A 13,385-nucleotide genomic window follows, 5' to 3' on the forward strand; every position below is an offset into this window, starting at 1 on the left:
CGTCCCTATTTCACCTCGACTTGCGCTGCAGCAGCCCTTCCTGCCAGTTTCCCGAGGGTTGTAGCCGTAAGCAGGCCGTTTCCGGCAAGATAGCCGTCTGCTCCGTCGCCGGAGATTCCCCGCGCAGCTCCTCCGCCGGCATAGAGGTTGGGCAGCGGGCTGCCGTCGGCGCGCAGCACGCGGGCATGATCGTCGACCACAAGGCCGCCTTGCGTGTGGAACAGTGCCCCGGTCACCTTGGCGGCGTACCAGGGAGCGGCCAGTTGCGGCTTGCCGGTAAAATCGCGTCCGAAAGGATCGGGCGCTTCCCCGCGGGTCATTGCAGCTACGTCTTCCGTGGTCCGTGCCAGCACATCGGCGGGTAATTTCGTCGCCTTGGCAAGCTCTTCGAGCGTGCCTGCCTTGACCACCGCATTGGCCGAGAGAGCATCGCGATAGTCTTCGAAATCGCACATCAGTTCGTGCAGGCGGGCATCGAATATGGACCAGGCGACATGGCCTGGCTGGGCATTTACCTTGGCCGCCTGCTCGGAATAGCCGGCGGCCTCGTTGCTGAACCGCTCGCCTTGCAGATTGACCTGAAAGCCGCCCTGCATGATCAGCGGCCACAGGATCGGGATTCCGTGTCCGGCGGCAAGTCCCCCATGCCCCTGATAGGCGGTGAGGTCGGCCATGGCTGCCCCCAGCTGCTCGCCCCAGCGCAAGGCATCGCCCTTGTTGCCGGGATGCCCATGAAAAGTCGCCTCGGCCATCTCGGGGATGTGCCGTGCGACGAGTTCGGCATTGCCGGCGAAGCCCGAGCAGGCGAGAATCAGGGCATCGCAGGACACTTCCTCAAGGGCGCCGTTGGGGCGCTGGAAGCGGACAAGCGTGACGCGGCCGTTCTCGGCGACGAGCTCGGTGACGGTCGCGCTGGTCAGCAGCATGACGCCGGCGTCTTCGGCGGCGCCCTGGAGGCAGCCCATGAGCTCTCCGCCAGAACGCTTGGGGGTGCCGTACATGCGCCGGGCGCTGTGGCCCGGGTAGGTGAAGCCGTCCAGCAGGTCGAGCGGAATACCGTGCTTCTTACGCAGCCAGCCGACGGTCTCCGCGGACTCGCGCGAGAGATTCAGCGCCATGTCCGGATCGGCTGTACCCTTGGTTTTCCTTGCGATGTCCTGCGCGAAGATTTCCGGGGAATCGACGATGCCCTGCTCGGCTTGCTCGGGTGTTCCAGCGGCAGGAATAAGGCCGGTCGACATCGCCGTCGAGCCCAGCGGTGTATCGTCACGCTCGATCACGAGGACCTCGACGCCGGCATCGGTCGCGGCGAGCGCTGCGCAAAGCCCGGTGGCGCCGGCCCCGATCACGACGACGGGGACATGCATCGTCTCGCTCATGCCTCGTCTCCCTTTGGGAGTACCGACCAGGCCCAGGGCCGCGTTGTGCGGTCGGCGGTCTCGTGCGCTTCTATGTCGGCGCTATTGATCAGGGTCAGCGCAATCGGGTCGAGCCCTTCGGTCAGCATGAGTTTCGCTTCCTCGTCAATGTCGAAGCGCCAGGTCTTTGCGCCGGCGCGTATTTCCTGTTCGGGCAAGTCGATTTCCAGCACGAGCCCCTGCCGGTCGAACGGCTCGGGATCGAGCACGATGGGCAGCATCCCGTTGCGAATGCAGTTGCCCCTGAAGATCGGACTGAACCCCTTGGCGATGACGGCGCGAAATCCATATTCGGCCAGCGCCCATACGGCGTGCTCTCGGCTCGAGCCGCTACCGAAGTTGGCGCCGCCCAGCAGGATCCGGGCGTCCGCGTATTCCGGCTGGTTCAGGACGAAGGCGGGATTGGGAATACGTGCATCGACATCGCTGTAGCGCCAGCCTGCGAAGAGACCATCGCAAAGCCCGCTCTTGCTTACCGACTTCATCTCGCGCGAGGGGATGATCGCGTCGGTATCGACGTTGTCGCGGATCAGCGGAGCTGCGGTGGAACGCAAGGTCAGGAACTTTTCCATCAGTGCGCCTCCAGCGTCCGCGGATCGGCGATCCTGCCGGCAATGGCAGAAGCCGCGACCGTTGCTGGTGAGGCGATGTGGGTGCGTGTGCGCGGCCCCTGTCGGCTCTCGAAGTTGCGGTTGGTCGTGCTGATCACGCGCTCTTCTTCTCCAAAGCTCTCGCCGCCGGCGAAGAAGCACATGGAGCAGCCGGCCTCACGCCACTCGAACCCGGCGGAAAGGAAGATCCTGTCGAGCCCCTCGGCTTCTGCCTGTGCCTTGACCCTGCTCGAGCCCGGCACGCAGATGGCGCGGATGCCCGGGGCGACCGTACGCCCTTTGAGCAAGCGCGCGGCGCTGCGCAGGTCGGACATCCGGGCATTGGTACACGAGCCGATGAAGGCGGCATCGATCGGCAGGCCCAGCAGGGGCGCGCCTTCGACCAGACCCATGTATTCGATCGCGCGGGCCTGGGCATCTGCCGTCGTTGCGGCGGTATCGGGATCAGGGGCGCCAAAGGCAGGAACCATCGCGTCGACCGCGATCGATTGCTGTGGGCTCGTGCCCCAGCTGACCATCGGCGAGACATCTGCCGCATTGATCGAGACCTCGCGATCGAAGCGGGCATCCGCGTCGCTCCTGAGATCGGCCCAGGCCGCGACGGCAGCGTCCCAGTCTTCACCCTTTGGGGCGTAGGCGCGGCCTTCCAGCCAGTCGACCGTCGTCGCATCGGGGGCGATGACGGCGGTAAAGGCGGCAAGTTCGGTGGCCATGTTGCACAAGGTCATGCGCGCTTCGACCGGGAGCGCGGCAATCGTCGATCCGGCATATTCGATGGCATGGCCGCGTCCGCCGCCAGAGCCGAGCCGGGCCACGACGTGAAGCGCAAGGTCCTTGGCGGTGACGCCAGCGGGAAGCGTGCCTTCGATCGTCACGCGCATCTGCGCCGGCTTGCCGACGCGCAGGGTTCCTGTTGCAAGGGCATGTTCGGCTTCGCTGGAGCCGATACCCCATGCCAGCGCCCCCAGCGCGCCTTGCGTGCAGGTATGGCTGTCGGGGCACACGAGTGTCAGTCCGGGCAGGACGATGGCGTTCTCCGGCGAGATGACATGGACAATGCCCTGACGCGGATCTCCGATGTCGAACAGCGTCGCCCCGGCGCGCTGAGCCGCTTCGCGGGTGGCGAGGATGAATTGCGTGCCGGTGGGCATGATCGTGCGGTCACCACGACCGGGGAGGGTGTCTACGACGTGGTCCATTGTCACGAACACCCGCGAAGGATCGCGCACCTTGCGGCCGCTCTCCTCCAGCGTCTTGAGCGCGATCCCGCCGGTGCGTTCGTGCAGCAGGATCCGGTCGATCTGGACAAGGCCGGTGCCGCCGCCGAGATCGCTGACCTGGTGGATGTCCCAGAGTTTCTCGAACAGGGTGCGTGGCATCGTTTAGCCCCCCTTCGGCTTTTCCGCAAACTGAGCGCGCAGGGCTTCGCCGTGCTCGTCGGGAAGCGGCAGGTCGCGAAACAGGCCGGGCCGCGCGCCGTCGATCTCCAGCGGCAGTGCCGGCAGGCGTGCCACGGTGCCGTCGGACAGCGTCACGTCGAGCATGCCGTTGGCTGCGTTGAGATGCGCATCGTCGACGAGCTCGTCGGGCCGAACGATCGGGGCGAAGGGCAGGCCGCATGCTTCAAGGCGGGACACAAGTTCTTGGCGCGGCATCGAACGAAACAGCGCGGAAACCTGCGGAATGATCTCATCGCGCGCCTTCACCCGTTCGTTATTGGTTTCCCATTCGGTGCGGGCTGCGAAATCGCTCAGTCCGAAGGCTTCGCAGAACGTCTTCCACTGGCCGTCGCTGACGACGCCAACGAAGAGCTGCTCGCCTTCATTGGCGGTTTCGAACACGTCGTAGATCGCCCAGGCCGAAATGCGCACGGGCATCGGCTGCGCGGCCGCCCCGGTCACGGCCTTTTGCGCGATGTGCTGGCCGACGAGGAAAGCCGTGGTCTCGTAGAGACTGCACTTGATCTGTGAGCCGCGACCGGTGCGGTGGCGTTGTTCGAGCGCGGCAAGAATGCCAATCACGCCGAACATGCCGCCGGTGATGTCGATGACCGAGGAACCTGCGCGAAGTGGGCGCCCCGGAGGCCCGGTCATGTAGGCGAGGCCGCCCATCATCTGGGTGACTTCGTCCAGAGCCGTACGGTTTTCATAAGGCCCCTTGAGGAAGCCTTTGGCGGAGCAATAGATCAGGCGCGGGTTGGCCTCGCTCAGCTTTTCGTAGCCGAGGCCGAGACGGGCAAGCGTGCCGGGGCGGAAGTTCTCGATGAGGATGTCGGCCTTCTCGCAAAGCCGCTCCGCCTGGGCGAGGTCTTCCGGAGCCTTGAGGTCGAGGCAGATGCTGCGCTTGTTGCGGTTGAACATCGGGAAGTAGCCGGCGCCCGAACCCAGCAGATTGCGCGTGCGATCGCCTTCGGGCGGTTCGACCTTGATCACGTCGGCACCGAGATCGGCAAGGATCACGCCGATCGAAGGCCCCATGACCATGTGCGTGAATTCAATGACGGTAATTCCCGAAAGCGGTGCCGGACCGCTCGAATCCGGTTCGCGCGCTATGTCCAAAGTGTCTTTCCCCTGCGCTCTATTGCAATCTTCAGCTTCAAATTGATATATAAATAGTACAAATGTTGGAGGCAATGCAATCGGCTGATCGGCTGCACGTCACATGGATGATGCAAATGTTCGCGTGGCGATCAATGTGCCGGGGGTGTTGGCGAAGCAGTACTGGGCGGTCTAGGGTGGCTCACGAAGTTTTGGAGCGGATATGGTAGTGATGAACAGGTCGGCTACGAATGGAAGCCGCGCAGGTAATTCCAACCTCGCGCGCGGGGCGGCCATTCCGCTGTACCACCAGATCTATCTCACCTTGCGCGACGAGATCACGCGCGGCGACAGGCCTTTCGGATCTTCAGTGCCTACGGAAATGGAACTGGCCGACAACTACAACGTCTCGCGCATCACGGCGCGACGGGCGCTGGACGAACTGGCGATGGGCGGGTTCGTCGAAAGGCGTCGCAGGCTGGGTACCCATGTGATTTTCCGCAGGCCGTCGAAGCCGATCGAGGCCAATATCGACCAGGCGGTGGAATCGCTGATCGCCTTCGGTCAGAATACGGCGGTGAAGGTGATCGAAGTGACGACCGAGCCGGCCTCTGCGGCGACCGCCCAAAAGCTGGGCATCGCCGAAGGCGAACCGGCGATCCGCGCAGTGCGGCTGCGTTCGGGCAAGTCGGGCCCGCTGGGTCTGATCGTGAGCCACATGCGTTCGGGGCTGGGAGTGTCGGTCACGCCCGAGCGGCTCACTGCACTGCCGATACTGTCGCTGCTGCGCGATGCCGGGGTCAGGATCGGCGGTGCTGTCCAGACGATCGAGGCGATGGTTGCAGACCCCGACCTTGCCGAGAAACTGCAATCCGAACCGCGGGCGGCGATCCTGCACGTCGAGCGTCTGGTCGAAGACGACAAAGGGCGGACGGTGCTGGTGACTAATGCCTATTACCGCGCCGACCGCTATCGCATCACGCTCGACATGCATGAGCAGGGACAGTTTTCGCCGACTTACGGCTGATTCGATGCCGGTCTGATCGGCAGGCGAGCATTCGCCTGACGGCAGGCCCTTGCATCCGGGTTCAATTGATATAGGAATAGAACAATTATTAAGCTGGTTCGGACGAGGTCACGATAGTCATGGACATTCTGGTGAGTGAAGTGGGGCCCCGCGACGGTCTGCAGAACGTCAAGCGGGTCATGCCTACCGAAGCCAAGAAAGTCTGGATCGACGAACTCGTCGCCGCCGGGGTCAAGGAGATCGAGGTCGGCAGTTTCGTTCCGGCAAAGTTGATCCCGCAGCTTGCCGATACGCCCGAAATCGTCGCTCATGCGCGCAGGCATGAAGGGGTGACGGTTGCAGCCCTGGTGCCAAACCGTCGCGGTGCCGCCGATGCCATTTCTGCCGGCGTCCAAAAACTGACCTTGCCGCTTTCGGTGTCCGAGACGCACAGTCTCGCCAACTTGCGCAAGACCCACGAACAGGTGCTGGGCGAAGTGCGCCAAATCTGCGCGATGCTCGCTCAACTTCCCAAAGAGCGGCGGCCACACTTCGAGGGCAGCCTGTCGACCGTCTTCGGGTGCACGTTGGAAGGAGCGATTTCGGATGCGACGATCCTGCGGCTCGCCGCGGCATTGATGGAGGCCGGCTGTGACGAGGTCGGCCTGTCGGATACCACCGGCTATGCCACGCCCCACGAGGTGCAGCGCGTCGTGCGCTTGGTTCGCGGCGAGGTGGGCGACGCGGCCGTGACCGGGCTGCACCTGCACAACACGCGCGGCCTGGGTCTTGCCAATGTCCTGGCCGGTCTTGAAGTCGGCATCGGCACGTTCGACTCCTCGATCGGCGGGTTGGGCGGCTGCCCCTTTGCACCCGGTGCCAGCGGGAACATCGTTACCGAGGACCTTGTATTCATGCTGGAATCGCAAGGGTGCCGCACCGGGATCGACCTTGACCGACTGATGGAATCGCGCCGGGTCGTCGCGGCCGCGCTGCCTGGCGAGCCGCTATACGGTTTCATCGCCGATGCCGGTATTCCCAAGGGCTGGTCGGCTCCAGGCCAATCAACCGAAAAGCTGAGGACTTTCGCATGACCATTCCCGGCACCCGGATGGTGCGCGACGATCGCACTGCACGCCAGATCTTCGAGGACGTAATGGCCAATCCGGCTCGGGCGAGGTTCGGGTTCGGCGAGAAGCTGGCCATCGTCAATGTCGATTTCCAGAACGCCTATACGCGCATCGATGAATTCAAGACGGCCTACGAGACCGATCCACGGCAGATCGAATACGTGAACACGATCTCCGCGCTTGCGCGCAATGCCGGCATGCCGGTGATCTGGACCCATGTCGCCTACATGGACAGCGCCGCGGATGCAGGAGTTTGGGGGACGCGGACCGATACGCCGGACTCGCTGCAGAACATCAAGTACGAAAGCCGCCGACATGCTTTCGACGATCGCTGTGAAATCGATGCTTCGGTCGATGCCATCTACACCAAGCGCATGCCCAGCGCCTTTTTCGAGACGCCGCTGCAGAGCCTTCTCGTCTGGCACAAGGTCGATACCGTGGTCGTAACCGGGGGCTCCACTTCGGGCTGCATTCGCGCCACCGCGGTGGATAGCCTGAGCCGGGGTTATCGGACAATTGTCCCGATCGAGACCTGCGCCGACAAGCACGAATCCTACCACTTCGCCAATCTTACCGACCTGCAGCTTAAGTACGCCGATGTCGTGCCTGTGCAGGAAGTGGTCGATTGGCTGGAGGCGCGGCAGGGAGGCGCGGCATGAGGGAAGGCGAGCGCGATCCCGGGCTTTACGACTTTCGTCCCTGGCGCGACCGGCCGCCGCTCGAATGGCCCGGCGGCAAGCAAGTAGCCGTCTGGGTTTCTCCAAACCTCGAGTTCTACGAAATCGACCCACCGGCCAATCCGCACCGCAAATCCTGGCCGCGCGTGCACCCGGACGTCGTAGGTTATGGCCACCGCGACTACGGCAATCGCGTTGCCCATTGGCGCATGGCCGACGTCATGACGAGGCATGGCTTCCCGGGTTCGGTAAGCCTTTCGGTCTCGATGTGCCAGCATATGCCAGAGATCGTCGCGGACGCGGATGCACGCGGTTGGGAGTTCTTCAGCCACGGCATTTACAACACACGGTATTCCTACGGCATGGATGAGGCGCAGGAACGTTCGATCATCGAGGATTCGATCCGTACCGTCCGCGAGGCGACGGGGCAGACGATAAAGGGCTGGCTGGCGCCGGCACTGACGCACACGCCGCGCACGCTCGACCTGATAGCCGAATATGGGCTGACCTATACCTGCGACCTCTATCACGACGATAGGCCCAATCCGGTTCATGTGAAAAGCGGCAAGTTGATCTCGATGCCCTACAGCCTGGAGGTCAACGATCACTACGGCTTCTTCGTCTACAACATGAGCCCGCGCGAATATGCGCAAACCTTGATCCGCCAGTACGACAGGCTGGCGGACGAAGGGGGGACGGTGATGTGCATTCCGCTTCACGCCTATCTGATCGGCCAGCCGCACCGCATCGGGCCATTTGCGGAAGTCCTGAGGCACATTGCCGCCGACGGCCGGGCCTGGATTACCCGCAGCGGCGATATTGCCGACCATTTCCTTGCCAGCGGCGCCTACGAGGCCGCTGAAACAGACGCGGCGCGCTATGCCGTCAGGGGCGGGGAGGACCGGGCATGACACTTGATCCGGCCTATCTCGAATACCCGATGCGCCGCCGCGGTATGGATCACCATCTCTATGCCTGGTCGAACATGCATGAGCGCGAGCCGCTGCGCTTGCCCGGTGGAGCGAAGATGGCGGTGGCGCCGCTCGTCAGCCTGGAATGGTTTCCGATCGTGCCGGGCAAGGCGCCGTTCGCCGCGCCCGGGCACATGCAGACCGCCTATCCCGACTATCGCCATTACACTGCGCGCGAATACGGGACGCGGGTCGGCTTCTACCGACTGCTCGATGCATTTGCGAAAGTCGGCGTGAAGGCGACGATCGCTGTCAATGCCGCGATTGCCGAACGCTATCCCTCGATCATCGCCGACGTAGTCGCGGCCGGGCACGAAATCGTTGCGCACGCTACGGGCATGGATGCAACCATCGACAGCACCGTGCCCGAAGCGGACGAACGCGCGATGATCGTCAAGGCGCGCGACACGCTTGGCGGCGCGATCGGTGAGGCCCCGAAGGGGTGGCTGTCGATCGCGCGCCAGCAAAGCTGGAACACGCCGCGCCTGCTTGTCGAGGAAGGCTTCGGCTATTGCCTCGACTGGGTGAACGACGATTTGCCCTACTTGCAGACGACCGAGGCCGGGTCACTGGTCAGCGTTCCCTACAATCACGAATTGTCGGACCGCCAGATCATCGTCGTCCAGCAGCATTCGGCTGAAAGCTACGTCCAGCAGATGCAGGACGCCTTCGGCTGGCTGGCGGCGGAGAGCGGGCCGCGTGTGCTGCCGCTCCACCTCACGCCTTACGTCATGGGCCTGCCGTTCCGGATGGGTGCTTTCGAAGGCCTGCTGGAATGGCTCGCCGCGCAAGCCGAGACCCGATTTGTTACAGCCAGTGAACTGGCTGCCTCGCTTCCGGAGAACGCTGCGTGAAAATCATGAAGATTGCCATGGCCTGTGTAGCGCTGACAGGCGGCGGCTGTGCCATGGCCCGGGAAGAGGGTGCCGTGCCCCCGGTCGTCCGGCAGGCGCACACCGGGCGCTGGACTGCGGTGAAGGACGAGATCTGGCCGAAGGAACTGGCGATATACGAGGGCCGCAGTCGCGGCGACCTGTCCCTGTATCTTGCCAGTACCGCCACGGATTACATCGCCTGGCCGCCGTTCAACGAGGTGCCCAAGGGCAATGAAGGGCTGCGCGCAACCGGTGCGTCGATGGCCGGTAAGACCAAGGAGCGGCTCGAGATGACCTTTCTCGACATGGCGCTCAACGGCGATACCGCCGTCGTCTACTACAAGACGCATCGGACCATGCTTGCCGACGGTACACCTGTCGACCAGCACTACGAGGTGACGCATACCTGGATCGTGCAGGACGGGACCTGGAAGGTGCTGGGCGGCATGGCAAGGGCCCGCCCCGAGCGTTGATCGCATTCCATAGGTACGCGGGCCTCTTTCCCGACCCTCACTGACGGGCCCGCGATCCATACCTATCGCTGGGGCCGCACGAGCAGATGCACGGGCGGCCCTTGATGTCATTGAACGCCGCGTGCCGGGCGCCTTTCCGTGGCGAAAGTGCCGAGCGCCACAAGTGCGAGGATCGTGCCCGCCAGGGCGCAGGCATTCCAGCCACCCTTGATGTAGAGCAGCGGGGCGAGCGCCGAACCGACTGCGCCGCCCACGAACATGATGGCCATGTAAATGGCATTGATCCGGCCGCGGGCCTCGGGACGCAGGCTGTAAACCACGTTCTGGCTGAGCACCTGGTTAGCCTGGGTCCCGGCGTCGAGGGCAATGGCGAGCAGGGCCAGCACGATCACCATGCCGGCAAATGTCGCCGGGATCATCAGTGCGAAACTGACGGCAAGGGTCAGCATGGCCAGTCCCGACCCGATCCGGGTCAGGCCGCGATCGGCCATGCGGCCTGCGAGGGGGGCGGCGAGGGCTCCGCCGGCGCCGGCGAGGGCAAATAGGGCGATTTCCTCATGCCCGAAACCGAAGCGCCGGTTCAGCAGCAGCGGCACCCCTGTCCAGAACAGGTTGAAAGCGCAGAACAGGCAAGCCTGGTAGAAGGCGCGGCGTCGCAGAACGGGCTCCTGCGCGAGCAGTCCGAACATCGAGCGCAACATCGCGCCGTAGCCGAGATTCCGACTGCCCCGATAGTCGGGTACGATCATCCATAGCGTGACAGCCAGGATGCCGAGCAGACCTGCGGGGAGCAGGAACGCGAGGCGCCAGTCACCGATCCCGGCAAGGGCACTGGAAACCGGCCGGGCAAGCATGACACCGGTCAGCAGGCCTGCCATGATCGTCCCGATTACCCGGCCCTGCTGGCTTGGTGGCGACAGGTGGGCGGCGAGCGGCACCAGCACTTGTGCGCCGACAGACGATAGCCCCGCAATCGCAACCGATGCAAAGAAGACCGTCGCGCTCGTGGCGAGCCCGGCGCTTGCCATGGCCAGCGCGGCAATCCCGACCAGGATGCAGACGAGCTTCCGGTTCTCCATCCGATCCGCGAGCGGGACCACGAAAAGCAGGCCGAGGCAGTAGCCGATCTGGGTGAGGGTCACGATCAGGCCAAGAGTCGTCTCGGCCACGTGAAGGGAGCTGCCGATCGCACTGATGAGGGGCTGCGCGTAGTACAGGTTCGCAGCCAGCAGACCGCAGGCGACAGTGAAAACGAAGGTCCTGAGCGCCCCCATATCCGCACTGCGGATAGTGGTGGAATTGCCTTTATCCAGGTTAATATGACTGTTTTCCAACAACTTGATGCCTTTGCTCGGGGAGTTTTCAGCGTCTGCCTGCACGCAACGCGAACACACGTTCTGGACGCTATTCATTTTGTATTATAGCTATATCAAAAGATCAATTGAGCGAGGCCATTTGCTGATGCCTGAAGCGCGCAAGGGAGCAACTATCGTCACCGGTGGTTCGGGTGGAATCGGTGCTGCCGTTGCCCGTCTGCTGGCGGCGAGGGGCCACCGGGTGGTCGTTCATGGCAACAGCAATCCTGCAGCGGCCCAGGCCGTCGTCGATGACATTGTCGGTGCAGGCGGCGAGGCCATGGCGGTGAGCGCAGACGTTACCGATGCCGCGCAGGTGGAGGCCATGGTCGGCGCGGTGGTCGAGCGGTTCGGCTCGGTCGATGCGTTGGTAAACAATGCCGGTGTCTGCAAGGCCATGGCTGTAGGCGAAATGTCGGCCGCTGCGGTGAACCGCGAATTGTCGGTCAACGTCGCCAGCGTCGTGCTGATGACGCAGGCCTGCCTGCCGCACATGGGAGAGGGGGCCGCAATCGTGAACCTGGGATCGAATCTCGCCGTCGCGCCGCTTCCGGGCTTGACGCTCTACTGCGCGACCAAGGCCGCGGTGGCCAGTCTGACGCAAGGCTTCGCCCGGGAACTGGGCGGCCGCAAGATCCGCGTGAACGCCGTCGCCCCAGGCGCAACCCGCACGGCGATGACCGCATGGATCGACGACGACACGATGGACGGCATTGCCGGTCAGACGCCGCTTTCGCGCGTTGCCGAGCCCGAGGATATCGCCGGCGCCGTGGCGATGTTGCTTTCCGGCGATGCCGGCTGGGTCACCGGGCGCACGCTGGTGGTCGATGGCGGTCTGGTTTGAACAAATTCGCATTCGATTTCTCTTCACTACGTTTCCAAGGAGCCAAGGTACGTGACTGACCCCAAGGCGCCGCAGGCGATCTGGCCGGACATTCCCCAGCCGCTGATGCCCTATTCGCCAGCGGTAAAAGCCGCCGACTGGATCTTTGTTTCCGGCCAGCTGGCCAGCGATTTCAAAACCGGGATTGCGCCTGAAGCGATCCCCGCGAACGGCAATCTGGTCGACGAGCAGGCGCTGCAGTCGCGCTTCGTCATGGAAACGCTGAAGCGCACGCTCGCCGCGGGCGGCGCCGATCTCGCGAAGGACGTTGCCCGGATCTGGCAATGGCTCCCCTGGGAAACGCCGTCAATGGAAGCCTTCGCTTCGGGTGACTGCTATCCCGAAGGACTGCGCATCACGCCGTACCTCGATGTGCGCAACGAGTTTATCCGCGATCCGCGCCCGGCATCGACCGCGGTCAGCATCCGCGCGCTGCCGGTGCGCGATGCCCGCATAGAGATCGACGTCATTGCCATCGTCGACGGCAGCGAACCGCAAGGCTTCGCCGCGCCCGAAGGCGTACCTGCCCCGCTTGCCGGCTACTCTCCGGCGCTGCGCCGCGGCGACTGGATATTCCTGGCCGGTGAAGTGCCGACCGACTGGCAAGGCGACTACGGTGAATATCGCAGCATGGGCGAAGCCGGTGCACTGGCCCGCGAGGCGCGCACCAATCCGCACGTCTGGTACGGTTCGGACATCGAGGTGCAGACCGACTACACCTTGTCGAAACTGGAGAAGATTGCCGAGGCCGCGGGCGGTTCGCTGAAGAATGCGGTCAAGGCGGATGTCTATATCGGCGATCCTTCCGACTATGCGGGCCTGGACCGGGCCTGGAAGCGCTGGTTCAAGGACAACCCGCCGGCGCGCTGCGTCATCCCCTACATGGGCCTGGGCACGCGGGGCAGCCGTGTCGAGATAGCGCTGACTCTGTTGGCCGACGATGCCGCACTCAGGATCGAGCGGGTCGAGACTTCGGATGCACCCGAGCCGTTCAGCCATGAGCCGCAGGCGGTCAAGGTCGGCAACTTCCTGTTCCTGTCGCAGCAGATGGCCTGCGATTCGCGCGGTGTGCTTGCCGAAGGCATGCTGCGGCATGAGAACTTCCCGTGGTACGGTCTGCCGGGCAAGAACCAGATGCGCTACATGCTGGGCAATGTAGCGGCCATCTGCGAGGCCGGCGGCACCCGCGTCGAGAACATCGTACGCCGGGCCTGTTTCCACGACGAAGGCACCCACTTCGCCGATTCCATCGAGGAATGGGCGTCGTGGTTCCCGGGCGTGAAGCCTGCAAGCACCACCATGAAGATCGGGGGACCACTGGTCGTGCCGGGCGCTAATGCCCTGCTCGATCTCATCGCATTTGTACCTGACTGACGACGAGTAATCGCCTCGGTGCGCGGGAGGCGCGCTTCGCGGGGCAAGGCATCAACAAGAAACGAATGAGGGATC

Annotated in this window: 13 protein-coding genes; 8 read left to right on the plus strand and 5 right to left on the minus strand. The window is 63.9% G+C overall.

The genetic code is table 11. The annotated features are described in order from the left end of the window. Positions 1 to 5 precede the first annotated feature (5 nt). From PP1Y_RS11380 to PP1Y_RS11395, 4 genes are read right to left on the minus strand one after another with little or no spacing between them, the layout of a single operon-like run. The gene (locus PP1Y_RS11380) at positions 6 to 1,379 is read right to left on the minus strand and encodes an FAD-dependent oxidoreductase (RefSeq protein WP_041558795.1); all 1,374 of its coding nucleotides are present in this window, start codon (positions 1,377 to 1,379) and stop codon (positions 6 to 8) included. After that, complete coding sequence (gene leuD, locus PP1Y_RS11385; protein WP_013832366.1) at positions 1,376 to 1,990, minus strand: 3-isopropylmalate dehydratase small subunit; 615 nt, start codon at positions 1,988 to 1,990, stop codon at positions 1,376 to 1,378. Before leuD ends, PP1Y_RS11380 begins: the two co-directional genes overlap by 4 nt. Continuing rightward, positions 1,990 to 3,408, minus strand: a complete 1,419-nt coding sequence (locus PP1Y_RS11390) for a 3-isopropylmalate dehydratase large subunit (RefSeq protein ID WP_013832367.1) — start codon at positions 3,406 to 3,408, stop codon at positions 1,990 to 1,992. The genes leuD and PP1Y_RS11390 overlap by 1 nt, the downstream gene beginning before the upstream one ends. 3 nt (positions 3,409 to 3,411) lie before the next feature. Next, positions 3,412 to 4,587 (minus strand): CaiB/BaiF CoA-transferase family protein, encoded by a 1,176-nt coding sequence (locus tag PP1Y_RS11395; protein ID WP_013832368.1) that lies wholly within the window; start codon positions 4,585 to 4,587, stop codon positions 3,412 to 3,414. Between the two features lie 211 nt (positions 4,588 to 4,798). On the opposite strand from PP1Y_RS11395, the gene PP1Y_RS11400 reads away from it, so the two are divergent. From PP1Y_RS11400 to PP1Y_RS11425, 6 genes are all read left to right on the plus strand, one after another. After that, a complete protein-coding gene (locus tag PP1Y_RS11400) occupies positions 4,799 to 5,593 on the plus strand; it encodes a GntR family transcriptional regulator (protein WP_013832369.1) in 795 nt (264 codons plus the stop codon). Positions 5,594 to 5,724: 131 nt separating this feature from the next. Then, complete coding sequence (locus tag PP1Y_RS11405) at positions 5,725 to 6,666, plus strand: hydroxymethylglutaryl-CoA lyase (protein WP_232512631.1); 942 nt, start codon at positions 5,725 to 5,727, stop codon at positions 6,664 to 6,666. Next, positions 6,663 to 7,361: an isochorismatase family protein gene (locus PP1Y_RS11410; protein WP_013832371.1), complete on the plus strand. Its 699-nt coding sequence runs from the start codon at positions 6,663 to 6,665 to the stop codon at positions 7,359 to 7,361. The genes PP1Y_RS11405 and PP1Y_RS11410 overlap by 4 nt, the downstream gene beginning before the upstream one ends. Beyond that, positions 7,358 to 8,290 carry a polysaccharide deacetylase family protein gene (locus PP1Y_RS11415; RefSeq protein ID WP_013832372.1) on the plus strand — a complete coding sequence of 311 codons (933 nt, stop codon included), beginning with the start codon at positions 7,358 to 7,360 and terminating at the stop codon, positions 8,288 to 8,290. Before PP1Y_RS11410 ends, PP1Y_RS11415 begins: the two co-directional genes overlap by 4 nt. After that, the gene (locus tag PP1Y_RS11420; RefSeq protein ID WP_013832373.1) at positions 8,287 to 9,204 is read left to right on the plus strand and encodes a polysaccharide deacetylase family protein; all 918 of its coding nucleotides are present in this window, start codon (positions 8,287 to 8,289) and stop codon (positions 9,202 to 9,204) included. Before PP1Y_RS11415 ends, PP1Y_RS11420 begins: the two co-directional genes overlap by 4 nt. Positions 9,205 to 9,209: 5 nt before the next feature. Further along, positions 9,210 to 9,698 carry a nuclear transport factor 2 family protein gene (locus tag PP1Y_RS11425; protein ID WP_041558797.1) on the plus strand — a complete coding sequence of 163 codons (489 nt, stop codon included), beginning with the start codon at positions 9,210 to 9,212 and terminating at the stop codon, positions 9,696 to 9,698. Between the two features lie 107 nt (positions 9,699 to 9,805). Here PP1Y_RS11425 and PP1Y_RS11430 read toward each other — a convergent pair whose 3' ends face one another. Further along, complete coding sequence (locus PP1Y_RS11430) at positions 9,806 to 10,972, minus strand: MFS transporter (RefSeq protein ID WP_013832375.1); 1,167 nt, start codon at positions 10,970 to 10,972, stop codon at positions 9,806 to 9,808. A 187-nt stretch (positions 10,973 to 11,159) separates the two neighbouring features. Between PP1Y_RS11430 and PP1Y_RS11435 the strand changes: the two genes are divergently transcribed. Together PP1Y_RS11435 and PP1Y_RS11440 are read left to right on the plus strand one after the other, a co-directional pair. Continuing rightward, positions 11,160 to 11,897, plus strand: coding sequence for an SDR family NAD(P)-dependent oxidoreductase (locus tag PP1Y_RS11435; protein ID WP_013832376.1), 738 nt, complete (start codon positions 11,160 to 11,162; stop codon positions 11,895 to 11,897). A gap of 51 nt (positions 11,898 to 11,948) precedes the next feature. Beyond that, positions 11,949 to 13,310 carry a RidA family protein gene (locus tag PP1Y_RS11440; RefSeq protein WP_013832377.1) on the plus strand — a complete coding sequence of 454 codons (1,362 nt, stop codon included), beginning with the start codon at positions 11,949 to 11,951 and terminating at the stop codon, positions 13,308 to 13,310. Positions 13,311 to 13,385 lie beyond the last annotated feature (75 nt).

Source organism: Novosphingobium sp. PP1Y, from assembly GCF_000253255.1.
Taxonomy (GTDB): domain Bacteria; phylum Pseudomonadota; class Alphaproteobacteria; order Sphingomonadales; family Sphingomonadaceae; genus Novosphingobium.